A 26,593-nucleotide genomic window follows, 5' to 3' on the forward strand; every position below is an offset into this window, starting at 1 on the left:
TCCTCTCCTTCCTCTCCTTCCTTGTGCTCCTTACGTATTGCCGTCGGCCCGTAACGCTTTGCTCGGCATTGCGCCGCGGGCCGTTCCGCGCCGCCGTGCTTCGCTGAACCCATGCTGCACGGACGCGGCGCCGGCCGCCGAAGGCTGTGGACGGCCGGCCGCCTGTGGACAACTCCGTCACCCGCGAGGGACCGGATGGCGCCCCGTCCGCCGCCCGGCCCCGCCCCCCACCTCGCCCGCCGGGCCGTCAGACGCCCGAAGCCACCGCGTAGCGCTCACGCACCTCGCGGTACCGCAGCAGTTCGGCGGCGACCGGCTCCAGCACCCGCGCCCGCCCGCACCCGGCCGCGGCCCCGCGCAGCCGGCGCTCGGCCTCCTGCCCGTACCGCCGGGCCGGGCCGCGGGCCACCATCCCGCTCAGCCAGGTCAGCGCCGGGCCGCCCACCGAACCCACGACCGCGGGCAGCAGCCCGGACAGCCACTCCGTCGGGTCCACCACGCCCGTCACGGCGCCCACCAGCCACAGCACGCCGACCACCTGCAACACGAACAGCAATCCCTGCAACGCGGCCGCCACCGTCCACCACCGCGGCTTGGTGTCCGGCCCGAGCCGCAGCGTCTCCTCGGCCTCGGCTGCCACCGCGTCCAGCGCCTCCGGCAGCCCCTCGGCGCCCCGCCCCGCCGCCTCCCGCACCGCCTGCGCCCACGGCGTCGGCAACCCCTGTGCGGCCTCGCCCGCCACGGTCCGGACCGCCTGCTCCACCACCGGCCGCGCCGCCGCCCGCCCGTCCTCGCCCCGCACGGAGCCCACGGACACGGAGCGCGCGGACAGGGGCGCGGGCACCGGGCCGGCGGACGGACCCCCGGAACCGGTACCACCGGAACCGGCACCACCGGAAGCAGCACGCCCGGTTCCCGTGCGGGGCGTGCCGATCCGGACCGCGCCCGTGCCGTGGCCGCTCCCGTCCGCCGTCCGCACCGCGCCGCGCCGCCGCGCCCTTCGGTCCTTCCGCCGGCACCGCAGCCGCGACCACGGGGAACCGCACGCCCGCTCCGCATGCCGCAGCCAATCGCGCTCCGCCGCCCGTCCGGTGGCCACCGCCCCCACCGCCTCGGCGAGCCGGTCGTCGAACTCCTCCCGGGCCCGTTCGGTCAGCCCCACCCGGCTGTCCGCGACGTACGCCGAGCGCAGGCGGTCCGCCGCGGTGTCCACGTCCGCCGTCAACCTGCGGTCCGCCGCGCCCCGTTCTGCGACGAACTGCCCCAGCGCCTCCCGTAGTTCCGCCACGCCCTCGCCGGTCGCCGCGGAGAGCGCCAGGACCGCCGCGCCCGGTTCCCCGTGCTCGCCCAGCGCCAGCCCGTCCTCGTCCAACAGCCGACGCAGGTCGTCCACCACCTGGTCGGCGGCGTCGCCGGGCAGCCGGTCCACCTGGTTGAGCACCACGAACGTGACCTCGGCGTAGCCCGCCAACGGCCTCAGATACCGCTCGTGGAGCACCGCGTCCGCGTATTTCTCCGGGTCCACCACCCAGATGACCGCGTCCACCAACCCCAGGAGCCGGTCGACCTGTTCGCGGTTCCTGGTGGCCGCGGAGTCATGGTCGGGGAGGTCGAGCAGGACCAGCCCGGCCAGTTCGGGGCTGCCCTGCGTGGGGGTGTGCCGACGGTGCACCGGCACCCCGAGGCGCCGCAGCAGCCCCTCCGCGCCCGGTCGGCCGCCCGACCAGATGCAGGCCACCGGCTCACCGGTCGTCGGTCGGCGCGCCCCGACCTCCGAACGCGACGCCCCCGCCAGGGCGTTGAACAGCGAGGACTTCCCGCTCCCGGTCGCGCCCGCGAGGGCGACGACGGTGTGCTCACCGGACAGCCGGTACCGCTCGTCGGCGGACTCCAGTACCCGTCCCGCCTCGTCCAGCGCCATCTCGTCCAGCCGGCTGCGGGACAGCGCGATCAGCTCCCGCAGTGCCTCCAACCGGGGCCGCAGCCCCTCCTCGGCGGCCCGCCGCGCTCCACCGGGCACCCACTTGTACCCGGGCCCGCAGTCCGCGAGCCCGTCTTCAAGGCTCCCGTCGCCACCGCCCCCGGTGCCGTGTCCGACCCCGCCGTCCACCCTTTCCCCGCCGACCACCGCCGCCCGTTCTCCCCTCCCCTGGGCCGCACGCCCACGTGCCGACGCCCCACCCATGCCCCGCGCTCCACGCACCCCAGCAGCCCCAACAGACACACCGCCCCCACCGCCAATGACCACCTCCGCAAGCGCACCCGCACCCGCCCGCGCATCCACATCCACATCCACCGCGCACAACGGCAGGCCGTCCGGACCAGTGGCGGCGCCCGCCGCCCGCGCGCCACTGCGCTGCTCCCCACCCCGCACCCTCCGCGCGATCACCCCGTCATCCCAGGCGCCCTCGATCCCCGCACCCTCGATCCCGGCATCGTCGTCCCGCACCACTCCCTCCCCGCCCTCGTCGATCCCCGTCCCGGCCCGTCGCTCCCCGGACTCCGTCACCCCGTCACCGCCTCTCTCCCGCACCGGTCCGCCGTCCCGCGCCCGTGCTCCCGTTCGGTCCGCCGCTCCGTCTCCCACGCCTCCACCGGCCGCCTCCGACGCTGCTCGCGCTGCACCACCGACAGCGCGGCGATCAGTTCGGCCTGTTGGTCCGGCGGCACCGTCAGCCGGTCCAACGGGGCCAGCCGGCGCTCCCGTTCACCGTCGAGGGCGTGCTCCAGATACCTGGTCAGCAGCCTGGCGCCCTGGTCGCACAACCGCAGCGCGCTCTGCGCCCCCAAGAGGTCTGCGAGGTTCTCGCCCGCCGTACGGGCCCGGCGCCCGCCCAGCAGTGCGGTGGCCAGCAATGCCGTCGGCTGCTCCCCGTCCACCGGGGCGTTCCGTTCACCGGCCGAGCCACCACGCGTCTCCCGGGTCTCCTCCTCCGCGAGTTCCTCCAGGCAGCGCCGCCAGCGCCGGACGATCACGCCGATCCGGCCGGCGGCGCCCGCGGCACCGTCCGCCGCGGCCGGCGCCATCTCGGCCGCCGCGGGATCCCGCCGCCAGGCGCCCGCGGCCCGCTCGTCGGCCTCCTCGACGGCGCAGACCAGCAACGCGGTGAGCCCTCGGGTCAGCGCGTCCAGCAGTTCGTCGGCGCGCCCGCCGGGCCCGTGCGCCTGCCAGTGGGCGCGGGCGTCGCCGGCCAGGACCTCACCGGCCGCGACCTCGCGCCGCACCCGCTCGGCGGCCTCCTCGTACGCCTCCTCGACGCGGCCGGCCAGCCGCAGTGCCGCGGCGTGCTGCGCGGCGGCGGCCCCGGCCAGCGCGGGCATCCGGCTGCGCAGCGAGGCGATCGCGCCGGTGGCGGTCCGGTCCGCGGCGGCACTACGGGCGGTGGGGTCCAGGGCGTGGCGTTCGAGCCAGTCGCGCAGGCCGGCGACCGCCGTGGCGGGTAGCAGTCCGCGGCCCCCGCCCGCGGACTCGGGCAGCTCGGGAATGGTGAAGCGGGGTACGTGGCCGAGCCCGGCGCGCTGCAGGAGCTCCGCGTACCGCGCGGAGATCTCGGCGGCGATCTGGTGCGGCACCCGGTCCAGGACGGTGACCAGCGTGACGTCGTATTCCTTCGCGGTGCGCAGCAGGTGCCAGGGCACCGCATCGGCGTACCGGGCGGCCGTGGTGACCAGCACCCAGACGTCGGCCGCGCAGATCAACTCGGCGGCCAGTTCGCGGTTGCCGGCCACCAGCGAGTCGATGTCCGGGGCGTCCAGCAGCGCCAGGCCGCTGGGCAGCGCGGGGTCCGTCTCGATCCGCACGGTCGGCGTCCCCGGCTCCCCCGCCGCCCGTCCACGCCCCCCGCCGAGGCCCTTCTCGCCCCCCTCCCCTCGTCCCCCTCCGTCGTCCCGCTCGCCGCCCTCGCCACCGTCCTGCCCGGGCACCCACACCCGGGTGAGCCCCGGCAGCACCCGCTGTCCGGCGAACCAGCCGTGGTCGTCGGGGTGGCAGACCAGCACCGGCGTACGCGTCGTGGGCCGCAGCACCCCGGCCTCCGAAACCCGTCGCCCCACCAGCGAATTGACCAGGGTGGACTTGCCCGCCCCCGTGGAGCCTCCGACGACCGCGAGAAGAGGGGCCTTAGGGGCGCACAGGCGGGGCATCACATAGTCATCCAGCTGGGAGAGCAGCTCCGCCCGGTCGCGCCGGGCGCGAGCGGCGCCCCCGAGCGGCAGGGGGAATCGTGCGGCGTCGACACGGTCACGCAGAACGGACAGTGCGTCGATCAGCCGGGGTCCTACGTCCAAGGTCGCCACATGTGAAGAATGCCCAATTTCGTTAGCTTTTTGAAGCGTATAGACCCTTGCGTGCGCCGCAAGGGTTCCCGAGGAACGAGATAGGTGCCAAATGGGATTTTCGTAACATCCAAGACGCAGGCATAACGAGTGCACAACACCCGCCGCACGAGACGTCAAAAGCCGTGCAGGATTCGTACCTGCCTGCGATTATCGGGATCGCTTCACCGAACCTCCACAACGTGCCACGGAGGTGAAGCAACCGGGACGAGGCACCCGGGCCTCTATCCTGGTCCGCGGTCGTGATCCACGCCGACCACCCGGCCCCCGTAGCTCAGTGGATAGAGCAGGTGCCTTCTAAGCACTTGGCCGCAGGTTCGAGTCCTGCCGGGGGCGCGTATTTATGCAGGTCAGAGCCTGTTTTGAGCCCTTCACGAGGTCGCTCGTGGAGGGCTTTTTCGTTGCCCGCGAGGGAATTTTGTCAGGTTATGCACCCTCGACTGGGACGCTACGTCCCACATGCATCCCCCAGTTAGGGCAGCAACCTACGCCCAACCGGCACTAGCCAGAGAGTCGTCGCTGGTCAGAGCCTTGCTGGTGGGCTATCAGACAGGAACAGGGCAGGCGTCAAAGCGGCACCTGCCCTGTTCTTGGCCGCTGGCTCGAACTGCCCCACGCCGGCCCTTGAGCCACCACACGCAGGTAGATTCAGCCCCGAACGCGAGCCGCCCGATGTGGATGCGGCTGGAGGGCTACACGGGGGCGGGGAACCATGGTCAGAGCTTGGACGGTCCGCGGGGGTCAGTACGGAGAGCGCGAAGAGCAGGCGCTTGACGAGGGGGTGGTGATCGCCGGCTGGGAGGAGGTCGGCGACCTCAGCGGCTGCGCATCGATCGCCGATGTGGGCGATCTTCTCGCACGGGCCTATCCGGATGAGGCGCCTGGCACTGTGGACAACTGGAAGCACCAGCTGTGGCGTTTCATCACGATGGAGACCGGAGACCTGGTCGTGATGCCCCGCAAGTTCCTGGCCGTCGTCGCCATCGGGCGGCTGACCGGCGGGTACGAGTACCGAGCCGACGCCACCCCTGGCTTCCGGCACACGCGCAAGGTGGAGTGGGTGCGCCCCCAGGTGGAGCGTGCCGTGATCGGTGGTGACCTCCGCGACAGCATCGGCGCATTCCTGACCGTGAGCGAGCTGCGACGCCGTGACGCGGCACACCGCGTCGAGACGCTGGCACAGACTGGTGTCGACCCGGGCTACAAGGGGGCCGTGGAGCCACCTGCGGATCCCGAGTCCCTGGAGCAGGATGTGCGCGACGAGGGCACCCGGCAGCTGACCGCCCGGGACCTGATCGGCCTGTGGGGCTGGCAGAGGCGCACCGGCGATGTCATCGACCTGGTCGACCGGGAACTGGCAGCTCGAGGTCTGCAGGTAACCCCACACTTCACGGAGGTCCAGCTAGACGGCCTGATCACCGTCTCCGCCCAGGAAACCGCCCTGACGGGAGAGGCTGCTGAGGATCTCCCAGGAACAGACCTTGGCCACACGCCCACAAAAGCCGCAGGCGAGGATCTGAGCCGCCACTGGCGCATCGGCAGCCTCCCCTTCGCCCGCGACGTGGTCACAGTCGGCTTCGACGAGCCGCTCAGCCGCGCCATCACACGCATGGTCCAGGGCGACTTCTCCCAGCTTCCGGTGGTGAATCGGAACAACGTGCTGCGTGGAGTCGTCACCTGGGAGAGCATCGCCCGCGCCCAGCTGGGCCGTCGGGGCGACACCATAGCCGCGGCTCTGGACCCCCATCCGCACACCGCACAGGAACAGGAAGAGCTATTCGTCCGCATCGACGACATCCAGCGCCACGGCTTCCTGATCGTCACCGACGGCGACAATCTCGTCCTCGGCATCCTCACTGCATCCGACCTGGCCGACCAGCTCAAGCTCCGGGTGGAACCGTTCATCCTTCTCGGCGAGGCCGAACGGCGGCTGCGTCGCCTCACCGACCGACTGCCCGTGGACGAGCTGCCCGTCGGCTCAGGCGTTCGCAAGACGCGCGCCGCGGGCAAGTACCTCACCCTCGGCCAGTACCCGGAACTACTCAAGGACAACGTCTGCTGGGCAAAGTTGGCATGGCCGTATGAGCAGGACGATCTCGTCCGCCGCGTCACCGCCGTCAAGGACTACCGGAACGAACTTGCTCACTGGGACATGGACGCCCCAGAGACGAAAACCGAGGCTCTGACGGAGACCAAGCAGTTGCTGAGTCTCCTGAAGCTGATCGACCACGATCCACGGCCGTGACCGGCTAGATCACCCCGGGCCGGGCCGTCCTGTCAGGCACCCGGCCCGGGGTTGTCGAGGCCGAGCTGAATCACCGCGAGCGCTTCGGCGATCTCGACCGCCAACTCGTCCTCCGGCCCACTGACCAGGACGACATCCTGGTACAGCGGTTCTAGCACCTCCTTGGCCTCTGCTGTCCGTCCTTGCGCAAGCAACAACATGCCGATGTTGTGGCGGAGTTCCACAGCTTCTTCGCTCGCGTCGCTGTCAACGGCGCGTACGACGTCCAGCACTTCCCTAAGCTGCGCCAACGCGTCGGTGACCAGGCCGAGTTCGGCGCGGCACCGTGCGGCCTGAGCCCGGCACGCGCGGGCCTGTTTGCTGGTCGGCCCGGCGATGCGTGCGTACGCGTCGGCGAGGGTGTCGAACTCGGGCCGCGCGGCGCGGTAATCACCACCGAGGAGGCGTACGGCGGCGCGCTGTCTGCGCAGGCCCAGAACGGCCTTGTTCTCGGGGCCGAGGGCGCGGGCCGCCGGTTCGATGACCTCGCCAAGGACATCGACGGCCTGCGCGAACCGCTCTTCCTGGATGAGGTGGTCCGCTTGGTCGTAGGCAGCCTTGATGTCCTCCCGAAGCTGGGCCGGGACCGGCATGGGCCGCGGTACGGCAGGGGCCGGCCTCTCGGCGGCGGGGGCCTGTTCACGACCTCTGGGCGCGTACGGTTTGCGGTAGAGCGCCGTCGGATCGGGCACTCCCGTCGGACCCACTCCGCTGACCGACGTCTCCTCGCCAGGCAGGGGGAGGAACGGAAGCAGCCCTTCGTACACCTCCTGCGTGTCAGCCGGCCGTTCCTCGGGGGTTTTGTTCAGCAGTCGCAGGACCAGTTCCTCCAGTGCCTCCGGCACCTCGGGACGCAACTGCCGCAGCGGCGCGGGGGCTTCGCTCACGTGCTGATACATGAGGCCGAACTCATCGCCGGCGGTGAACAACAGCCGCCCGCTGAGCAGTTCGTGCAGAACGCATCCCAGCGCATAGAGGTCCGTCCCCGGTGTGATCGTGCCGCCACGCACCTGCTCGGGAGCCATGTACTGATACGTACCGATCGGTGTCCCGGTGGCGGTCAGCTTCGTGACGTCCGTCCGAAGAATGGCGGCGATACCGAAATCCAGGACCTTCACCGTGCCGTCGCGCGCCACAAGGATGTTGGACGGCTTCAAGTCACGGTGGATTACAGGGACTTGGTGGGCATGCGACAGAACAGTCGCCACCTGCGCGGCCACCGCCGCCGCCCAGCCAATCGGAAGCGGGCGCGCCGGGTTGACGTACCGGGTCAGCGAGACGCCGTCGACGAGTTCCATCACCAGGAACAACCGCTCCAGCGAGGCGTCGAGCACCGCGTCGTACACCTGGGGTACGCCGGGGTGCTGGATGCGTGCGGTGATCCTGGCCTCGCGTTGGAACCGCTTGGCGAACTCCTCGGCGAGGTGCGGGGCAGCGGCCAGGGACGCCTGCCGGAGCAGCTTCACGGCCACCGGGCGGTCCAGCACGGTGTCGTAGCCGCGCCATACGTCACCCATTCCGCCGTGGTCAAGCTCCTCCAGGAGTTCATAGCGGTCGGAGATGGGTTCGGACGGCACTGTGCTCTCGCTTCCTACGGTGATGGGCGAGCTGTGGTGTTCGGGTGTGACGACGTGCGTTCAGTGTGACGACTGCGGTGATCATTCGTCCAGGCCAGGTCCGGCCAGGATCAGGAGGGCGGCACCGTAGGAAATCCCCCGGCACCGCCACCCACGATCGACGACAGCCCCGTGCGTCAGAACCCGTCGTCGATCCCTTCCTCCCGCCGGATCATCCGCCAGGCCGCCCTACGCGCGCTGCGATCCAGGGTCGACTTGAAGCCCCTGTCCGCGCCGAAGTACTGGCGGCCGAGACCGGCGATGGTGTCGATGTGGTCGGCCATCTTGTCCTCGAAGACGTCGTCGAAGACCAGGCCGAAGTTGTCCACGTCGTTGTTGGCCACGGCGGCGGCCCGCACCTTCGGGTCGGCCTTGGCCTCCTCGAAGGGACGCAGGACGTCCTGCTCGGTGAACTCGGTGCCGAACTTCTCGTTGAACTTCTCGATCAGCTCGGACAGCAGCGACTTCTCAACCTCCTTGGCGCCACCGGCCTCGTCGCCGAACCCCTTCAGATCGGCCGCCCCCTCAGGGCTGAGCGACACGTCGTACTCGCCGGTCTTCTCCACGCGCATGTGGCTGAGGTCGACCTCGCCTATGTCCACGCCTCCGTCGGCGCGCCGCGGCAGCCGGTTGAGCAGATGGCGGCCGTACAGGTGCAGCCGCTCCAACTCGGCGTCCTGGTACGGCACGATCTGCGCGAGGAACCCGTACTTGCGTACGTAGTCATTGAGGTTGGCCCGGAAGTCCTCGGCGGTCTCAACCTCCTCGTCGTCCTCGCTCTCCATCAAGGCGGTGAATCGCTCGACGGCCGGGGACAGCAGCCGGTACAGCTCGGCGTGCAGCTTCTCCCACTTGGCCTGCGAGCCGCCCGCCTTCTGCTTGGCCTCGAAGTACGCGGCGGCGAACTCGTCCATCTCCCGCTCGGCGAGCACCGGTGCGGACATGACGCGCCCCTGCGCGGTGTAGAGCAGGTTCGGGTCGGAGGGGAGGGTCATCGCCTCCTCGAAGTACGGACGGAAGGCGTCCCGGATATCCTCTGCCTCGTTCACGAAGTCCAGGACAGCGAGATCGGACTGAGCCTTGCGCTCGACGGTGCGGTTCAGCCGGGACAGCGTCTGCACAGCGGCGATACCAGTCAGTGTCTTGTTGACGTACATCGTCGTGAGCAGCGGCTGGTCGAACCCGGTCTGGTACTTCTCCGCCACCACCAGAATCTTGTACTCGGGCTTGCCCCTGCCGCCCGCCTTCACGGCCTTGTCGTCGGCGCGCGTGTACGCGAACGCCTCGGGCAGCGCGCTCTCGGCGAGCCCCCCGTTCTCCTTGCTCTCGGTGGTCTCCTCACCGTCGACGGTGAGCGATCCGGAGAAGGCGACCAGAACCCCCAGGTCCGGGTGCTTGGTGTCGTAGTCCCGGTCCTTGATGTAGCTCTTGATGGCGCGCGCCATCTGCACGGCGGACTGCCGCGACGCGGTGACCACCATCGACTTGGCGCGCCCGCCGAGCCGGCCGCGGGTGTGCGTGACGAAGTGCTCCACGATCACCTGGGCATGCTGCGCGACGGTCGAGTCGTGGGTGAGCGCGAACCGGGCGAGCAGGCCGTTGGCCTTGGAGGGGTCGACCTCCTTCTCATCCGGGTTCTGGTTCACCAGCTTCCAGTACGTGTTGTACGTGACGTAGTTGCGCAGCGGGTCGAGGATGAAGCCCTCCTCGATGGCCTGCCGCATCGAGTAGGTGTGGAAGGGCCGGTACTTGGCCTCACCTGCCACGGTGTCGAGCGTGCCGAAGAGTTCGAGGGTTTTGGCCTTGGGGGTAGCGGTGAAGGCGAAGTAGGAGAGGTTCGCGGCCTGCGACCGTTCCTCGGCCTTCTCCTTGAGCTGGTCGGTGAGCGTTGCGGGCGCCGTGGTGGCGCCGGCGTCCTCGGAGTCGGAGTCCAGACCGAGGTCACGCAGGGCCGCCTTGACGGCGGTGGCGGCGTCACCGGACTGCGAGGAGTGCGCCTCATCGACGACGAGCGCGAACCGGCTGCCCGCGATCTCGGTCGGGTTGCGCTTGATGTAGTCGAGCAGCGCCGGGAACGAGTGCAGGGTGACGGTGACGATCTTCCCGGTGTCCCGGGACAGCGCCCGGGCGAGCTGCTCCCCCTTGGCCCCGTCCTTCTCGTCGATCTTCACGACGAGCCCGGCGGTACGCGAGAAACTGCCGACGGTCTCACGGAGTTGGGCATCCAGGTTGCGCCGGTCGGTGATGACGATGACCTTGTCGAAGACCGGCTCACCGGGCGCGATGCGCCCTGCGGTCAGGGCGCCCTGGTCGAGTACACGCGGGTCGGTACCGGCGTGCAGGTCGGACAGCCGGTGGGCGAGCCAGCCGATGGTGTTGGACTTGCCGGACCCGGCGGACGCCATGATCAGGTAGTTCTGCCCGGAGCCGTGATGAGCAGCGTGGGCGGTCAGCTTCTTCACCACATCCCACTGGTGGAAGCGGGGAAAGATCGTGGTCCAGCCGGCGCCGCCCTGCCCCTGCCTTTTCCCCTTCTTCGGCTTCTGCTGGTGCACGAAGCGTTCGAGGAGGTCGAGCCAGTTCTCCCGCTCCCACACCTGCTCCCACAGGTAGGAGGTGGCGTACGTGCCGAAGGCGGAGGAGGCAGGGTTTCCGGCGCCGCCGGGCTGACCGGGGCCCTCAGAGCCGGTGTTGAAAGGCAGGAAGCGGGTGTTCTTGCCCTTGAGCTGGGTGGCGACGAAGACGAGGTCTGGATCGACGGCGAAGTTCGCGACGGCACGCTTCGCGAAGATCAGCTCGGTGAAGTCGCGGTCGCTGCGGTACTGCTCCTTGGCGTGCTCGACGCCCTGCCCGGTGAGCGGGTTCTTCAACTCGGCGGTGGCGAGAGGGATTCCGTTGAGGAACAGGGTCAGGTCGAGACGGTGCCCCCAGTCGGCCTGCTTGGTGGCGTACGGGAGTTCGCGGACTACGGTGAGGCGGTTGGCCCGGTAAGGGGCGAGGATGGCGGGGTCCGCGACGAGGTTCGGTTTGAAGTAAGCGACGCGGAGCTTCACGCCGCGGTCCTTGACCCCCTCGCGCAGGACGTGCAGCACGCCGTGCTCGGCGATGGCCTGGTCGAGGCGGCGGGCGAAACCGCGCTGGGCTTCAGCCTGGCCGCCGTAGACGTTCGCGAGCTCGTACCACTCGTCGGGCTGGGTGCGGCCGATGAAAGTGAAGAGCTCGCTAGTGTCGAGGCCGAGGTCGGGTCGGTAGTCCTCGGCGCTGGCTTCGCGCCAGCCGCGGTCGAGGAGGGCGGCGACTACGGCGGAGCCGAAGGCTTTCTCGTTGTGCACGGGGCTCATTGCTACTGGACTCCGTCCGTTACGTTGCGCCCGCTGGCGGTGGAGACGTCGAATTGGCCGGTTACGGCGGCGGTGATTAGGGCTTGGCGGCGCTCGGCCTGCAGCTTCGTCCTCCTCTCCAATGCCGCGCCAACACGTTCGGCATCACGTGTGATCTCCTCTGTCCGCTCCATGACCCGTAGTTGACTGGCCACGGACGGAACCGGGATCTTCATGAAACGAACATTGCCCGCCTCTAGGTGGGGGTGGAGTGCTCCGGTCTGCTCGCGCAACAGTGCATGACGCCCCCAGTGACTGCGAAATGCATGCCACATATATCTCGGCAGCAGCAAGTTGCGGTGAGTTCGTGCAATCAGGAGAGCATGGCAGCTTGCGCCAACGAAGTCTTGATCGACGATTCCAACTTCGCCAATTGCCCCAGTCTGGACAATCAGCAGATCCTCGAACCCCAAGCGAATACGAGGACGCTCAGCTGCCCACTGAGATTGGACGTAGTAGGGACGCCGCGAAAAGTCGACGCGCCCATTTTTGATGTGCAGCGATTGAAGATACGGAACACCGTTGGCCACGAAAAGGTCCCGAGTCGGGCCGACGTACCCATTGGTCAGCTGCCGAAGTACTCGGTTGAGGGGCTCCATCGACCAATCGTCATCCCGGCATCCCGGGTCAAGAGAGTCAAGACTTGGGCCACCCTCTTCTCTGACGCTCTCCTGGAAAGCTGCTCCCCTCCGCTCAGAAACGAGGATCCGCTGTCCCTCGGTTGCTTCGGCCAGCTCATCGATCCGTGCAGTCTCGGCGTCGAGGAAGTCGGCAATGCGGCGCTGCTCCTCCAGTGGAGGCAAGGGAATCGGCGCGTCCCCCAAACGATCTCGATTCAGCTCAATCTGGTTGGTCGCTCCGACAACCAGCGCCGCGTACACATACTCCTGGAACGGGCGGCAACCAAGCCAGTAGTAGGCGAAACGAGAGTCGAGCTCGTCCGGCTTCCCCCGGACAACTGTTACATGGCTGTCCGCCATGCACGGTAGCCCATCTGGCGACTCCGTAAAGTAGCCAACCCGCCCGAGTGTGCCAGTCCCGGTGGAATTGATGAGCACATCATCCGGGCGAAGGTATCCCTTGAGCTTGCGCGGATCCCCACTGAACTCGTGGAATCGAGTGCGCGTCCAGTGAAGCCCAGCAGCCTGATTCGCCGCCTGGCTAACGGCACGCACCGGCCCCTGATCCACGTAGGTAGGTGCAGAACCACGATTTAGCAGCGCTGTCACATGCTTGAGACGCGCCGTCGACCATCTGCCCGGCAGACCAACACCCAACACCGCGCTCATTCCGTCACCTCCCCCAACAGCCCCTGAATCTCAGTCTCCAGTGCCTTCAACTCCGCGTCAATCTCCGCCAGCGGCCGCGGCGGCTCATACACGTAGAAGTGCCGCGTGAACGGGATCTCGTACCCGATCTTCGTCTTCGTGTGGTCGATCCACGCGTCCGGCACATGCGGGTGCACCTCGCGCTTGAGGTACTCCTCCACGTCCTCGCCCAACGGAACGTTCTCGTAGTCGCGCAGCTCCGAGTCCGGCTCCGGCTCGCCCTTGACCAACTGGACCTCGCCCTCAGGATCCCGTACCCCGACCGCCTCGCGCATCGCCTTCATGAAGGGCGCGCCCCCGGGCCACAGCAGACCGGCCGCCACCACCGCGTCCTTCAACTCGACAAAAGCCTCCGCCTTCGTCGCCCACTCCGAGCCGAGCAGCGGGCGGAACGCCTCCACGAACTTCTCCGGCTGCGGGAGCTTCAACACCGGCTTCGCAGTCGCCAGCCCCGCCAGCGTCTCCTCCGTTACCTCGAAGCGGAGCTTCAACGGCCGCTCTACCGTGATGCGCTGGTAGCCGAAGGCCGAGTTCTCGAAGACCTTCACCTTGCCGTGCAGCTCGTGTTCCGGGTCGGCCGCGACCTGGACCGCCTCCGCGTACAGGCGCGTGATGTCGGCGATGTGGTTGGGCTTGCCGTTCTTTCCGTCACCCAGCTCCTTGCGCTTGTCGCCCAGCGACTTGCGCATCTTGACCCACTGGTCGCGGGCGTCGAGCAGCACGACCTTGCCCTTGTGGTCCGGAGCCTTCCGGTTGGTCAGGATCCAGAAGTACGTGGAGATGCCCGTGTTGTAGAAGAGCTGGTCCGGCAGGGCGACGATCGCCTCCAGCCAGTCGTTCTCCAGGATCCAGCGGCGGATCTCCGACTCGCCCGAGCCCGCCGCGCCCGTGAAGAGCGGGGAGCCGTTGAAGACGATCGCGATGCGGGAGCCGCCACTCCCGTCGACGTCGACCGGCTTCATCTTGGAGAGCATGTGCTGGAGGAAGAGGAGTGAGCCATCGTTGATGCGGGGCAGGCCCGCGCCGAAGCGGCCCGCGTCGCCCATCGACTTGTACTCGTACTCGACCTCGTCCTTGACCTTCTTCCACTCCACGCCGAACGGCGGGTTGGCCAGGAGGTAGTCGAACTTCCTGCGAGCGTGGCCGTCGTCCGAGAAGGAGTTGCCCGCGGCGATGTTCTCCGGGTCCTGGCCCTTGATGAGCATGTCGGAACGGCAGATCGCCCAGGACTCGGGGTTGAGTTCCTGCCCGTACACCTCGACCGTCGCATCCGGGTTGAGGTCGGTGATGTGGTCCTCGGCCGCGCTGAGCATGCCGCCCGTACCGCAGGCCGGGTCCATGACGCTGCGTGCGACGCCGGGGATGCTGAGCGCGTCGGCGTCCGGGGCCACGAGGAGGTTGACCATCAGTTTGATGACCTCGCGCGGGGTGAAGTGCTCACCGGCGGTCTCGTTGGACTGCTCCGCGAAGCGACGGATCAATTCCTCGAAGATGTAGCCCATGTTGTGGTTGGGCACGTTCTCCGGGTGCAGGTCCAGGCCCGTGAACTTGCCGATGACCTGGTAGAGCAGTCCCGCCTCGTCGAGCTTCTTGATCTGGCGGCCGAACTCGTACTTCTCCAGGACCTCCCGCGCGTTGTCGGAGAAGGCGTTGACGTAGAGCTGGAGGTTGGCCGCCGCCGTGTTCGCGTCGTTCGCGATCTTCTTCAGGGTGAGGGTGCTGGTGTTGTAGAAGGCTTGGCCGGAGGCGCGGCGCAGCAGCCGTTCCGGCTTCACGTCCTCGTCCGCGTACTTGGCGTACTCCTCGGCGAACTTCTCGCGCGTCGGGTCAAGGACGCATTCGAGGCGGCGCAGCACCGTGAACGGCAGGATCACCTTGCCGTAGTCGGACTGCTTGTAGTCGCCGCGCAGGAGGTCGGCGACGGACCAGGCGTGGTTCGCCAGTTCCGTGTGCTTGCTGCTGTTCAACGGTTTCCCTTCTGGGCCCGGTCCCCAAGGCGGGACGGGCGGGGCGGATGTGATCCGATGCGGTGGAGTGGCTCAATACCTCCACGAGGTGGTTCAGGCGGGTGTGATGCCATCGCCATCGCTGTCGTTCGGCGGTGGCAACAGTGTCCCGCTGGTCAGGCCGTCCGCGAGTGCCTTTGGCATCAACGTGGCAAGTTCGGTCGCCCGACGCGCCGCCTGCCGCAAGGCGTACAGGTGGCGGAAGGCTTCGCCGTAGCGGCGTTGTTCCTCCAAAGGCAGGAGCGGAACACGGAGTCGCGATGGATCGATGTGCAGTGAACTTGTCCCGACCGAGGCACTGTTGAGGTTGTCCTCGGCAGCGAGAAAACCGGCCAGGAACCAGGGGTCGAGACGCGTCGGATCCGGTCGGATCAGGCGGACTCCGCGGCCGATGACCGCGCCGCCGTCCTGGGCGTCGGCGACGCGGGCCTTCGTACCGCTGTCGCTGCGGATCTCGGCCAGCAGGACGTCACCTTCGGCGATGATCGTCGTGGTGTGCGGGACGGACGTCTCCGCATCGGCGGTGGCCCATCGTCCGGTTGCCAGGTCACGCCCGCTGAGCACGGGCCGGTTCGCGAACTCGGCGGGAGGCGGAGTGTCCCGCTCCCGGGGAGAGGGCGGACCGGCGCGGTGCAGGGTGAGGGCGCCACCGCGCGTGAGGTCGGCGAGGGTCGCCGTACGCCACTGCCGGGCCTGAGCGCCCGCCGCGGGCCACTCCCCCTGCCTCGCAGCCAAGGCCAAAGTCTCGGCAGCCGAAGCCAGTTCGTTTCGGAGCCGCCCGGCTTGCTCGGCGACGGCGACCGGGTCCGCCGCAGCCGCCGTCGTACGGATATTGCGGGCCGGAGTGACGTCGACCAGGTCGTCGAGGAGGTCCACGATCGGGACCGCGCGCACCTGGCCCGGTACGTCCGCGAAGCCGGACGGGTCGGTGACGTACGAGGTCCAGTAGCGCAGCACGCCCTCGCTCAGGGCGTCCCACGCGGCAGCGACCACACCATCGCGGGCTGTCCCGCCACCCACGGACGTTCGTGCGAAACGGGGCACGGACTTGCTCTCAGAGTCGGTCAGGGCGGGGCCCTCCACGCACAGGACCGACTGGTGTTCCGGGGCGGCCAGTTCGGGGCGCTGGAGGATCCACACGTGCAGCCCGATGTGGAGTGGCGGGGCGGCTCCGGCCGGTAGCGAGATGACGGCACGGAGCGCGCCGGTCCGGATCAGCTCGGCGCGGATGCGGCGGCTCAGGGAGCGGGAGGCAGCGGCTGGCGGGAGCAGGATGACAACGAATGCCCCGGGCGTGACGTGGGCCAGCGCGTGCTGGACCCACGCCAGTTCCGAGTCTCCGCGCGGCGGGACTCCGTAGGCCCAGCGGGGGTCGTAGGCAAGCTCGTCGTGGCCCCAGTCGCGGTCGCCGTAAGGCGGGTTGCACAGCACACCGTCCGCTGTGAGGTCGGCGAAAGCGTCGGCACGCAGGGAGTCTTCCGCGCGGATGTCGGCCAAGGAATCGGAGGCTTCGAGGCCCAGATGGATCAGGCTCCGCCGTGCCTGTACAGGCACGAGGTCCTGACCGTACAGATGCTGCGCGCCCTGCCGGGCTGCGGCGACGAGCAGGGCGCCGCTGCCGCAGGCCGGGTCGAAGACGCGTCCCGGATAAGGTGACTGGGGCGTGGCGGCACCCAGCAGCCGGGCCATGAGGTCGGCCAGCGGGCCCGGTGTGGCGTACGCGCCGCTGGCCGCCTCATCCTCCAGCTCGCGCTCCGCCAGCACGTCCACGGCACCCTGAGTCTGACCGGCGTCGATACAACGAAGCACTGCGCGGAGCAGAGACACGTCCGTGGCCGTGTAGGTCACGTCGTCGAAACGGGCCCCCGGCGGCGCGGAGAGTTCATGGACGCTCGCCTGTGCACGAACCGCCACGTCATCGTCAGAGAGTGCATCGGCCGCTTCGAAGAGTTCAGGGCGTCGATGCCGAGCGAGTACGAAAGGAAGCAGGCGAGCTGCCGCCGAACGACCATGCGCGCTCAGCCGCAGCACGGTGCGCAGCTCCTCGAGAGGCGGGACCTTCTCCCCGTGCCCGCGACCGGCCAGCCAGGTGCGGACCGCTGCGAGGTCGTAGAGCGGGCTGCTGTCCGTACCCCCCGCGGGGGACGGGAAGTCCGCATGGCGCCGACGCCAGTTGCTCACCGTGGCCCGCGTGACCCCGGCGAGGCGGGAGATCTCCGCCGCGGTGACCTGAGCGGACGCCCCTGGCGTGGCGGAAGGCTCGGGCTGCTTCGGCATGACAAGGGTTCCTCGCTGTTCGACATGAGCGACAGGACACAGATTACACTCCCATGGATCCGCGGAGATTGTTTGACAGTGCTTTCACGTTCATGCTCAACTCGGATTGTCGCCAACCGGAATCATCCGGCTCCAATCCTGAGGGGGAAACTCATGACCATCACCATGCCCACCGCCACCGTCGAAGGCATCCAGCTCACCGTCACCGCCTTCCGCCCCGACGCCGTCATCGGGACCATGGGCCTGCCGACGCTGCTCCAGCTCGTCCCGTCGCCGAAGGCAGAGGAGGACAAGCGCGCCCTGAAGTACGCCTCCGGATCGCTGCGCCGCCACGCCGAGGTGCGCACCCTGGTACAGCGCATGCTCAAGTCGACGCAGAAGGGGCGGAATGTGGCCGCGTACGTCTCCTACATCGCGAGCGGCGTCAGCGGCGGGCATGGCGCCGCGTGGTCCACGCCGCCCATCACGCTCTGGCTGGACGGCCGCCCGGGTGCGGTCGGCGACGAACTCGTGCCGGGAAGCGGGATCTGCCGGATCACGGTGCTGCCCGGCTCGCCCGTGGTGGCCATCGACGGGGAGACGCAGGTCACGGCCTGGCATGAGCTGTACGACGCCCCGGAGCGGTTCGGCGTGACGTTCGAGCAGCTGAGCCAGGTCCGGGTGCCGTTCGAGCTCTACTTCGGGCTCAGCGTCCGGGACGCCCGGCAGATCTTCTACGACCGCAACGTCGAGGGCGTACCCGTCGCCAAGAACCTCGCCATGTCCATGGACCAGCGCGACATCGGCACCCAGATCGCACACCGCATCGCTGAGACCGTCAAGATCGAGCACGACGGCAAGGTCGTACCGCTCACCAAGCTCGTGCAGAACCGCAAGCGTCAACTCACCAAGACCGACCCCGAGGTCGTCACGCTCTCCGCGCTGCGCGTCCTGGTCGTCACCGCGCTGCACGGGCGCGCGGGGCTGAACCTGTCCTCGTCCACGATGCACGACGCCGACCTGCCGGACGGCGTCGACGCCGAGCAGGCCGAGCGGGAACTCGTGCCGTTGCTGTCGCAGCTGATCGCCGGGCTCTTCCCCCACTTCACGGCGCGTAACGCGGTCAGCGCTCCTGCCGTCCTCGCCGGCATCGGCATCGCCGCCCACCAGGCAACGAGCTGGGCCTCGACCGGCACGCGACTGAGCCCGGACGAGCTGGCACGCCTTCTGGAGCCAGTGCGCTTCGAGCGCGAGGCCCGCTACTGGGATGGGGTCGCCGCCAGCGCCAACGCCTCCGGCACCCTCAACTTCGGCGGCGGCGCCAAGGACTCCGGCGGCCGGGTGGCCGACGCGATCCTCGGCCCGGACACGGACCACGGCCGCCGGATCCGCGGCTGGTGACAGAGCAACACACGCACGAGGCCCTACGCGACTCAAAGCCACTGGGCCAGGCCCCTGGCTGACATCCACCACCACGGCGGGGCGGCTTCGCCGACGCATGGCCGCCCCCGCCACGCCCACCTCACATGAGACCGGAGGACACAGTGAACGCAATCGAAATGCGTGAAGTGGAAGACCTGCTCAGGAACCTCATCAGGTCCGCCGGGCTCGACTGGCTGCTCGACGAGCTGGACTCGGCCATCGCTACGGGCGTTGCGGAGGAAAAGCTCCTTCAGCGCCGTCGCGGCACGTCCACCGAGGAGTACGAAGCACTCGCCGTCGCGGAGGTGGGCACGGACACCTTCCACAGATCCCTCAAGCGCGGGGCGTCCGTGGTGGTCACCACCCGCCCCATGAACGCTCGGGAGCGTACGGAGTTGCACCTCAACGCACTGCGCCGACTGATCCTGGAGGTGCCCGAGATCGAAGTGGAAACCCTCAAGATCGTGAGCGCCGAGGGTGATCGGCACCGCGCACCCGTGCGCAGCGTGCGGTTCGTCCCCGACGAGGAACTCACTGGGCACCGGGACCAGACCCATGAAGTCGCCGCCCGCCTTCCCGAGGACACCCGAGCACGCCTTCAGAACCTGTTCCGCGAAGCACGCGAGGAGATCAGCCGATGAGCGCCGTCAATGCCCTGCTCCACGAGATTCAGAACCTGCTCGCCGACCCCGGGATCTCCTACACCTCCGCATCCCAGCCCTGGGACGTCTACGAGGGGTACCTCTTCTCCCTCGCAGCCTCCACCGCGAGCAGCCTGGGAGCTTCCGTCCACTACAGGGACGTCGACGGGAACGCCGTCAACAATCTGGTGTTCCGCACCAGCCCCGGCCAGCTCTACAGCACCACACACCCGTACACCCACGCCGTCGTTGAGTTCAATCGCGCCCCGGCCCTGGAGGTGCACCTCGGCGTCCAGGTCCAGGGGAATTCCGGCGTGCTGCACGAGTGCGATGTCCTGATTCTTCCCGCCGACGAGGCGGCGCTCTCGCGGCAGATCCGTGTGGCTCCGCGGGGCAACAAGTGCCTGCTGGCCATCGAGTGCAAGTACTACACCGCCGGCCCGGTCGCCATCGGCCACGCGCGCAACTTCGAAGGACTGCACAGCGACCTGAGGACCGCCCGGAATTTGTTCGTCTCCAACACGGGAGCGCCGAGCGTGGTGAAGTACCTTTCCGCCCGCAAGCGCGGTTACGAGAGGGAGGTCGTGCCGACCAACGTCAACACCGTCGGTTATACGCGCGGCCAGATCCGTGAGGCGTTCAAGATCCATCTCGGCAAGAACGCTCCGTCCACGGTGATCTGATTCGACCACCCATGCTTGACTTCATGACACAATCATCGTGTCATGAAGGCATGCTGTACACGGCTCCCTCCCTGAACGCCGATGACCGGCGGGCCCTCGACGAGATCGAGAGCATGCGACGCGACCTGCGCCACATGCTCCGGGCCACCCCGCACTGGACCCGCCAGCTACGCCGCAACCTCACCGCCCGCGCGATCGCCGGCTCGAACACCATCGAGGGATACGCCGCGACGGTCGACGACGTGGAAGCCCTCATGTCCGGCGAGGAACCCCTGGAGACCGGCGAGAAAACGCGTGCCGAGCTGGAGGGCTACCAGCGCGGCATGACCTACATCCAGGCCCTCGCCGACGCCGGTGAAGACTTCCGCTACGACGCCGGCCTGCTCAACGGCCTGCACTTCATGCTGCAAGGACACCACCTCGACAAGCGCCCCGGCCGCTGGCGCGACGGGCCCGTCTACGTCACCAGCCCCGACGACCCCCTGGTCCCGGCCTACACCGCACCGGACGAAGCGGACGTTCCCGCTCTGATGTCGGAGTTCATCGACTGGCTCAACGAGGGCGACCTCGACGCCCCCGTCCATGTCCGCGCTTCCATGGCCCACCTCAACCTCGTCAAGATCCACCCGTGGAAGGACGGCAACGGGCGCATGTCCCGCGCTCTGTCCACCCTCGTGTTCTCCCGTGAGGCCCTGATGCCGCCCGAATTCTCCTCCATCGAGGAGTGGCTCGGCCGGGGACAGAACACTTACGCGTACTACCAGGTCCTGGAGGACGTAGGAGGCCCGCGCTGGAGCCCCGAGCGAGACGCCCGCCCATGGATCCGGTTCTGCCTGACCGCCCACCACCGCCAGGCCCAGCAGGCCCAGCGGCGCTTCGACGTGATGTCGCGGGCCTGGACCCGCCTGGTCGAAGGCGTTGAAGCGACCGGCCTGGACGAGCGGGTCGTCTACGCGCTCCTGCCCGCCTTCTCGGACGCGAAGGTCCGCCGCACCGTGTACCAGCAGGACGCCGACCTCAGCGACCAGCAAGCGATCCGTGACATCCGTGAGCTCGTGGCCCGCGGCTGGCTCGTCCCCCACGGCAAGGCCCGAGCCCGTTACTACGCCCCCGGTCCCCTCATGGACCCAGTCCGGGAAGAGGTCCGTCAGTCCATGGAGCCGTACGCGGACCCCTACCGACGTGCTCAATGACTGTGCGTGCTCCTGGCGCCACTGAGCCGTACTACGCCGCCGCAGCCTCCAGCGCCGAAAGGCTTTGCGCTGGCTCGATGCGGGCCTCCAGTTCCTTGGTCTGGCCGACGACGCAGCGGGCGTAGGTGGCATAGAGCATGGCCACGCTGGTGCCGGCCCACTCTGCTACCTGTGCCGGAGGGACACCGTTGTTCAGCCAGCTGGTCAGGCAGGTGTGCCGCAGGTCGTAGACGCGCTTGCCGGTCGGGGAGTCGTACTCCGCCTCGGGGAGGATCTCTCTGCGGGCCTTGGCCCAGACCCTGCGGTATACGGAGCCTGCGAGCAGCCCTCCCCTTTCCCCTTGAAACAGGATGTCGTCGCTAGAAAGGCCGTATTCCTCGATCAGGTCACACAGGATCGCGACGAGTTCAGGATGGGCCGGTACGACGCGGGTGTCGCCCTCCCCGCGGCCCTTGAGGTTCCGCTCGTCATGAACCTGGCCGGTGTCCGTCCAGTGCCGCCCTGCTTCGGGTCGTGTGGCGTGCACGAGCAACTCGCCCCAGCCATGTTCGGGGAGGGCGGCGTCACGGACGAGCAGAGCGACGGCTTCCTCAGGGCGCAGTCCGGCGTAGTAGAGGCTGGCGAAGTAGGCGCGGTAGCAGCGCCCCATGCGCGGACGGTGGCCAATCCAGGTCAGAAGACCTGCGGTCACGCCAGGACTAAGCAGGCAGCGTCGGTCCACTGCAACACACTCTTGCGGGACGCTTCTACGCCCCTTGGGCAGAGGGTTGTTCGGGAGGATCTTCCGCTGCACCGCGTATCCCATTGCCACGTTCAGGATGCGACGATGCCGCCGGACTGACGAGACCGCAGCGGCTGACCCGTCCAGCAGCGTGCCGAGTGCCAGGAGTACGTCGGCTACCGCTGCGGGGTCGCCCCAGATATCCATGGTGGGGCTACGGCGCCGCGCCCAGTCGAGGAGTGCTATGACGTCAGCCGACGCCTTGTCCCGACGGTTGGTGTTGAACGCCCACTCGCGCAACGCGGTACGGAAGGGTCGTGCGCCGACGCCCGGAGGGGTTCCACCCAACAGAGCCATCGTTGTGATCATGAGTGTTCGGGCGGTGTTCTTGCGGTGGTTCGCGGAAACTCTGGGCCACTGAGTGTCGACGAACTGGACGGCAAAGTCGTACCAGCTCATCGACGAGGCCACTGGCGAGTGCTGGTCTGGCAGGCCGGTCGACACGTTGAACGGGACGCCATGGTGCGTCGCGGTCACCAACTCCGCACGAAATCCGTCGGCCAGGGCAAACGTCTGGAACGTCTTTCGGTGCTTCTCCCCCTCGACGACCCAGCGCACTCCATAAGAATTCCCGCGCCGCCTCTCATGGACCTCGATCTGCCAAACCCTGACGTCATAGGTGCCTTCCATCGCACGCCACACCTCGATTCAGCATTCCCGAATCGCAGTGCAGTGCAGTGCACTGCAGTAATATGACCTTCCGCCTCTCAATATCTATAACCTCACTGACCTCCTGAGAGCCATACGGGCGGATCTTGCAGGAGCGTGACTGCGATCTTCCCGGTCGCTGCTTTCGCGGCCCTCGCCACACAAGCAGTGGATGGAAGAAACATCCTCAGACCCACCACTCCGGGACATGTAGGAGCCCCAGTTACCACGGAGAAGTCGATGCGCCGACGATCGACCGCCACTTGATTCAAGAGTCAAACAGCGACTGCTGTCCGGGGCCGGGGTTGCGAGACTGATTGCGGCGCACTTTCTTAGCAAGGGTCTTGTCGTATCCCCGTGTGTGGTTTCGCTTGTGTCGTTCCTTGACCACCTCACGCGTCGGGGCGGTGGCCCGGTCCACAACGATGGATACGGACATTCCTTCCTCTGCCCGCTCCCTGCCGAGCGTCCTCAGATCGTCGAGTGTGGTGCCCACTGTGCCTACGAGCCCGTTCTTCACGAGCTGAGTGAACTCCGTGTTCCCCAAATACCGTTCGACGTATCCGTACCCAAGGCGGGTGCCCTCGTTCGGGCCACTCGTCGCATCGTCGTCTAGCAACAGCCGCACATACGGCACCGGTAGATACATGCCCGGCGCCGGCCCTGGGTCGACAGTTTCCTTCAGCGGCCAGTAGGCGAGTTTGACGAAGCAAGGGTCCGAACCCAGCCGCCATTCGTGAGGCGCCCATGGCGCTCTACTCATCGCGGCTACCCGATCCAAACGATCGAGCTGCCCGAGGAGTTGCTTATCCGCATACATCCACCGGGCGCCTGCCTCTGAAGAGAGCCGCTTGGCCTGTACAAGAATGAAACTCTGGGTGGCCTCGTGGTAGTAGATCAGGTCTGCCCCGAGTCGAGCTTCCACCGGCGTCGCGTTGATGTTCGCCACCTCGATACGACTGCCGAGATGTTCGAACACATGGATGTCGCAGCGGAACGATGCCCCGGTGGCGCGGCCTCCGGAAGGCCATCCCGCCTCAGTGAACACGTCCGTATCGAAATCGATGTGCCGCGCATCGTTTTCGATCAGACCCTGTTCAAACGGTTCCGGGATGAGCCCGGCCAAGTGAGGGGCATCAGGGTCACTCGGACGTCGCCAAGCCGCGAGCCGCGCTGGAGGGATGTTACCGATGGCCAGACCCAGCCGGGTCATGTCGTACTGCTCCTGCCAAGCACGATCCGCAACGCGCCGAGGGTCGAACGGGTCGGGCTCGGCCGCCTCGCCCAAGAAGTCGAGCATCCTACGCAACACGTCGTCCTGCCGCGCGAGAACGTCCAGTAGGCCCTCGGATTCCTCGTCTCCGAGGACAGTGACTTCACCCGCCAAGGCACTCATCAGAGTGCGCCGTAGACGAAGCGGCATCTCGTCAAGAAGTGATCGCATGAGGACGGGTACGGGGCTCTCCCGTACCAACTCGACGGTGATCCTGGAATCAACGGCCGCCACCTTGTCCCCACGAGGCTGCCTCACGACTCCCAGCCAGCGCAGCGGACACTGGTCGTCCTCGCTGGAAGACCGCGTGACGAGCAAGGCGATACGTGGCGTTCGATCATCAGGAAGAGAGGCCGTAGCAACCGTCTTCGTGAAGGATTGCTTGACCAGCAACTCCTCATCGATACGGTCTAGTTCCTTGGCGCTAAGAGCTATGACGTAAACCATGCACGGAGCGTACGTGGAGCAACACCAGGCCGTCGCTCAATGCCTCGGAGGACAGGCATACCACTGGCTCGCCTGGGAAGAGCGGCTGCTCTGCAAGGCCCTCCGGGAAACCGTAGGCGAGCGAACGGATCGGCACTTTCTACGCAATCAATACTCTTCGCGCAAATGCCCCACTGACGATAACAGGACGCCACCGTCTCGAACCACAGGTGTCTGATCAAGTTTGCCGAGTGCACAGTGCCGGCCGCGCTCGCAGGGCGATGGGATCCGTCTGCCCGCAAGCTGAGCACCTTCGACCGGGTCGACCCATCGTCAGGAACGAGACGCCTCAAGCACCCCACTCCATCCCACATGCGTCCCACAAAACACCTGATGGCCCATCACTTCCGTGAATAGATGCAGGTCAGGACCCACGAGGAGCCGAAAGGGCAGGTGCCTTCTAAGCACTTGGCCGCAGGTTCGAGTCCTGCCGGGGGCGCCAGGCCAGACCCTCCTTCGGGAGGGTCTTTTTGCTGGTCAGCAGGCACCTGACCAGCAAAAAGAAAGCGCCGGACTCTCCCCTGGCGCTCAGGGGAGAGTCCGGCGCTGTCCGGCTGTCGCCGGGGTTCGGCGGGTGACTGTGTCGAATACGTGTCGAAGTTCTCCGCGGCGCTCAGTCGATCTCGGACACCTCAGGGAGGTCTCCCCGAGCCTCCATCCGCCGCTTGAGGTCCGCCGTGGAAGACATCGTCGGGCTCTACACCGATCCGCAGCACGTCATGGCGTACGACGACGGCGACGTTCGCCAGCAGTTCTCAATCTGCTTCCACGCACGGCCGGTTGGCGGCACACTGCGCACCAGCTCCGAATCGAAAGAGGTCCGTTGGGTTTCCCCAACAGACCTCGAACAGCTGGACATTCATCCGTCGATGCGGCTCCGGATCAAGCACGGCCTTGACGGCTCTCGCACGGCGCCCTACATCGGCTGACCGACTGTCCCCGCTTCGTGGAGCCGCCCTTCAACGCGCTGCACCGCCGCGTGGATCTCGGGGGCGGCTCGCTGGATGAAGCGACCCACGATCGTGTCAGGCCCGTACCGGTCAACGATCTCTGCTACCCGAGCCGCGGAGGACGTGCACCCACCATCGGGGGTCGTCGTCATGTCGCAGAACAGGAGCGCATCGACCAGCTCCGGCCGCTCCAACTCGAACTCCGTCTCCAACTCCTCACGAAATCCCCGCTCTTCGGCCTCCAGCAGTGCACAGGAGTGATGCGCGACGAGCCGGACTACTCGCTCGTCGATGGCCTCCTGGTCCCGCAGGAAGCGGGCGCCATCCAGCGGGTGAAAGCCTGTGGATGCGATCCGAGGTGAGTATCCGATGTCGTGCAGCACCGCCGCAGCCTCCATGAGCGCGGCGTCCTCGCCGAGGATCGATCGGAGGGATCGGGCACGCTCGGCCACCCCGAGGGAGTGCGACCAGCGACGTGGCAGCGGCTCGGACAGCAACGATTCGGCAAGGCCGTAGGCTCGATCTGTGAGGTTCATGATGGCCAAGACTACGAGGCCCCCTGACCGGCCGGGAGAGCGCGAATCCGCCGCCGTCGGCTCTCGCCCATCTCGATAAGCCCCTGCCCCTCCAGTTGCGCGATGGCGGAACGCACTGCCGTGCGGGACACCCCGAACCGCTCACACAGTTCGCTCTCAGAGGGGAAGACGTCGCCCACCTTGGCCTCCTCGGCCCGGAGCAGATCCGTGACCTTCTCGACGAGTGGTCGGCGATCGCCGGTCCCAGTCACGTACCAGCCAGCGCCCTGGACGGATTCGATGATGCCCTCGGCCTTGAGCGCCTTGAGTGCCCGGCCGATAGTGCTACGGCCCACGCCATACGTGCGCATCAGCTCGGCCTCAGATGGCAGCACCTCGCTGATCTTGCCCTTCTCAATCTTCTGCCGGAGAGACTCAGAGATCTGCAAGTACGTACCGCGTGGACTGGCCTGTGGCACTGGGCCTCCCCTTCATTCGACTTGGCACCGCCTTCACGGCCACGCGCCAAGTCCAGCTTCGCACGTCATAGAACTCCGCTGAGTAACAACCTTTCCCACGAATTCAAGGCTCGCTCGCGCTCGCCGCGCGGCCCGGCTCCCGTCCGGGCCTGCGCTCCTGTCTCCGCCCCCGCTCCAGCCCGGCTGGCGCGCTCAACGATCAGCCGCCTGGGGCCAGGGAAGGGGTACGTCGTGGCTGGGGCGGTCGGCTCCACGGCTTTAGAGGGTGCGCGGATAGGCGGTACATGGTGGGGCAGATGCGGTGGGGGCACTGGCGC

The 26,593-nt window shown here is 67.8% G+C and carries 16 protein-coding genes, 1 tRNA gene and 1 pseudogene; 7 read left to right on the forward strand and 11 right to left on the reverse strand.

Annotated elements, in window-relative coordinates; translation table 11 throughout:
• Positions 1-247: 247 nt before the first annotated feature.
• Together JNO44_RS16980 and JNO44_RS16985 are read right to left on the reverse strand one after the other, a co-directional pair.
• Positions 248-2,020 (reverse strand): YfjP family GTPase, encoded by a 1,773-nt coding sequence (locus tag JNO44_RS16980; protein ID WP_205365029.1) that lies wholly within the window; start codon positions 2,018-2,020, stop codon positions 248-250.
• 485 nt (positions 2,021-2,505) lie between these two features.
• The gene (locus JNO44_RS16985) at positions 2,506-4,287 is read right to left on the reverse strand and encodes a GTPase domain-containing protein (RefSeq protein WP_240167969.1); all 1,782 of its coding nucleotides are present in this window, start codon (positions 4,285-4,287) and stop codon (positions 2,506-2,508) included.
• A 311-nt stretch (positions 4,288-4,598) separates the two neighbouring features.
• Here JNO44_RS16985 and JNO44_RS16990 point away from each other — a divergent pair.
• A tRNA-Arg gene (locus JNO44_RS16990) sits at positions 4,599-4,671 on the forward strand.
• Positions 4,672-5,047: 376 nt separating this feature from the next.
• Positions 5,048-6,580, forward strand: a complete 1,533-nt coding sequence (locus JNO44_RS16995; protein ID WP_205365033.1) for a CBS domain-containing protein — start codon at positions 5,048-5,050, stop codon at positions 6,578-6,580.
• A 32-nt stretch (positions 6,581-6,612) separates the two neighbouring features.
• On the opposite strand, the gene JNO44_RS17000 is transcribed toward JNO44_RS16995, so the two are convergent.
• The 5 genes from JNO44_RS17000 to JNO44_RS17020 all read right to left on the reverse strand — a co-directional run bounded on the left by JNO44_RS17000 (position 6,613) and on the right by JNO44_RS17020 (position 16,980).
• Complete coding sequence (locus JNO44_RS17000; RefSeq protein ID WP_205365035.1) at positions 6,613-8,196, reverse strand: serine/threonine-protein kinase; 1,584 nt, start codon at positions 8,194-8,196, stop codon at positions 6,613-6,615.
• A 176-nt stretch (positions 8,197-8,372) separates the two neighbouring features.
• Positions 8,373-11,576, reverse strand: coding sequence for a type I restriction endonuclease subunit R (locus JNO44_RS17005; protein ID WP_205365038.1), 3,204 nt, complete (start codon positions 11,574-11,576; stop codon positions 8,373-8,375).
• 2 nt (positions 11,577-11,578) lie between these two features.
• Positions 11,579-12,904 carry a restriction endonuclease subunit S gene (locus JNO44_RS17010; protein ID WP_205365040.1) on the reverse strand — a complete coding sequence of 442 codons (1,326 nt, stop codon included), beginning with the start codon at positions 12,902-12,904 and terminating at the stop codon, positions 11,579-11,581.
• A complete protein-coding gene (locus tag JNO44_RS17015) occupies positions 12,901-14,910 on the reverse strand; it encodes a type I restriction-modification system subunit M (protein ID WP_205365042.1) in 2,010 nt (669 codons plus the stop codon). The genes JNO44_RS17010 and JNO44_RS17015 overlap by 4 nt, the downstream gene beginning before the upstream one ends.
• Before the next feature lie 93 nt (positions 14,911-15,003).
• Entirely contained in the window at positions 15,004-16,980 is a 1,977-nt protein-coding gene (locus tag JNO44_RS17020; RefSeq protein ID WP_338058570.1) for an N-6 DNA methylase, read from the reverse strand.
• 399 nt (positions 16,981-17,379) lie between these two features.
• Between JNO44_RS17020 and JNO44_RS17025 the strand changes: the two genes are divergently transcribed.
• The 4 genes from JNO44_RS17025 to JNO44_RS17040 all read left to right on the forward strand — a co-directional run bounded on the left by JNO44_RS17025 (position 17,380) and on the right by JNO44_RS17040 (position 21,144).
• Positions 17,380-18,606: a DNA sulfur modification protein DndB gene (locus tag JNO44_RS17025; RefSeq protein ID WP_205365044.1), complete on the forward strand. Its 1,227-nt coding sequence runs from the start codon at positions 17,380-17,382 to the stop codon at positions 18,604-18,606.
• Positions 18,607-18,764: 158 nt separating this feature from the next.
• The gene (locus JNO44_RS17030) at positions 18,765-19,268 is read left to right on the forward strand and encodes a hypothetical protein (protein ID WP_205365045.1); all 504 of its coding nucleotides are present in this window, start codon (positions 18,765-18,767) and stop codon (positions 19,266-19,268) included.
• Positions 19,265-19,951, forward strand: a complete 687-nt coding sequence (locus tag JNO44_RS17035; RefSeq protein WP_205365046.1) for a hypothetical protein — start codon at positions 19,265-19,267, stop codon at positions 19,949-19,951. The genes JNO44_RS17030 and JNO44_RS17035 overlap by 4 nt, the downstream gene beginning before the upstream one ends.
• A 50-nt stretch (positions 19,952-20,001) precedes the next feature.
• On the forward strand, positions 20,002-21,144 hold the full coding sequence (locus tag JNO44_RS17040; RefSeq protein ID WP_240167566.1) for a Fic family protein: 1,143 nt from the start codon (positions 20,002-20,004) through the stop codon (positions 21,142-21,144).
• A gap of 31 nt (positions 21,145-21,175) precedes the next feature.
• On the opposite strand, the gene JNO44_RS17045 is transcribed toward JNO44_RS17040, so the two are convergent.
• Both JNO44_RS17045 and JNO44_RS17050 read right to left on the reverse strand, forming a co-directional pair.
• Positions 21,176-22,555, reverse strand: coding sequence for a tyrosine-type recombinase/integrase (locus JNO44_RS17045; protein WP_205365047.1), 1,380 nt, complete (start codon positions 22,553-22,555; stop codon positions 21,176-21,178).
• 286 nt (positions 22,556-22,841) lie between these two features.
• Positions 22,842-24,293, reverse strand: a complete 1,452-nt coding sequence (locus JNO44_RS17050; RefSeq protein WP_205365048.1) for a hypothetical protein — start codon at positions 24,291-24,293, stop codon at positions 22,842-22,844.
• A gap of 716 nt (positions 24,294-25,009) precedes the next feature.
• Between JNO44_RS17050 and JNO44_RS17055 the strand changes: the two are divergent.
• Positions 25,010-25,261: pseudogene (locus JNO44_RS17055) on the forward strand (NUDIX hydrolase); the annotation flags it as partial.
• Here JNO44_RS17055 and JNO44_RS17060 read toward each other — a convergent pair.
• The gene (locus JNO44_RS17060) at positions 25,249-25,818 is read right to left on the reverse strand and encodes an HD domain-containing protein (RefSeq protein ID WP_205365049.1); all 570 of its coding nucleotides are present in this window, start codon (positions 25,816-25,818) and stop codon (positions 25,249-25,251) included. The pseudogene JNO44_RS17055 and the gene JNO44_RS17060 overlap by 13 nt on opposite strands.
• 11 nt (positions 25,819-25,829) lie before the next feature.
• Positions 25,830-26,276: a GntR family transcriptional regulator gene (locus JNO44_RS17065; protein WP_205365051.1), complete on the reverse strand. Its 447-nt coding sequence runs from the start codon at positions 26,274-26,276 to the stop codon at positions 25,830-25,832.
• Between the last annotated feature and the right edge of the window lie 317 nt (positions 26,277-26,593).

The sequence above is a fragment of the Streptomyces noursei genome (assembly GCF_016917755.1).
Classification (GTDB): Bacteria; Actinomycetota; Actinomycetes; order Streptomycetales; family Streptomycetaceae; genus Streptomyces; species Streptomyces yunnanensis.